This window comes from Neisseria sp. P0009.S007, assembly GCF_051962515.1.
This window is the reverse complement of sequence record NZ_JBQCVF010001185.1, coordinates 1-252: the sequence shown is the minus strand read 5'-3', so window position 1 is coordinate 252 and position 252 is coordinate 1. Positions and strand designations below refer to the sequence as shown.

General features: G+C 55.6%; 1 pseudogene. It reads right to left on the bottom strand.

Going from position 1 to position 252, the window contains the following annotated elements:
• Nucleotides 1-252: pseudogene (locus tag ACTHS3_RS18240) on the bottom strand (hypothetical protein); the annotation flags it as partial.

Below are 252 nucleotides of genomic sequence, written 5' to 3'. Positions count from 1 at the left end.
AGTGTGAAGTGAGCGCGTAGATAAAGCCTTCGTCGTCGCGTGCCAAGGCCTCCAAGTCGCTCAGGCGGCGTTTGAAGCCGGTGATCACGCGCGTATCCAAGGCCTCGTCTTCGATAAATCTGCCGGACGGATCGATGCTGACGATGCTGAACGCGTGGTTCGGTTCGTCTTCGGCAATCAGCAGTTTGCCGTCGGGAAGCTGTTGCACGGCAGATGGCTCGTACACACCGTTAAACATATTAATACCCAAAG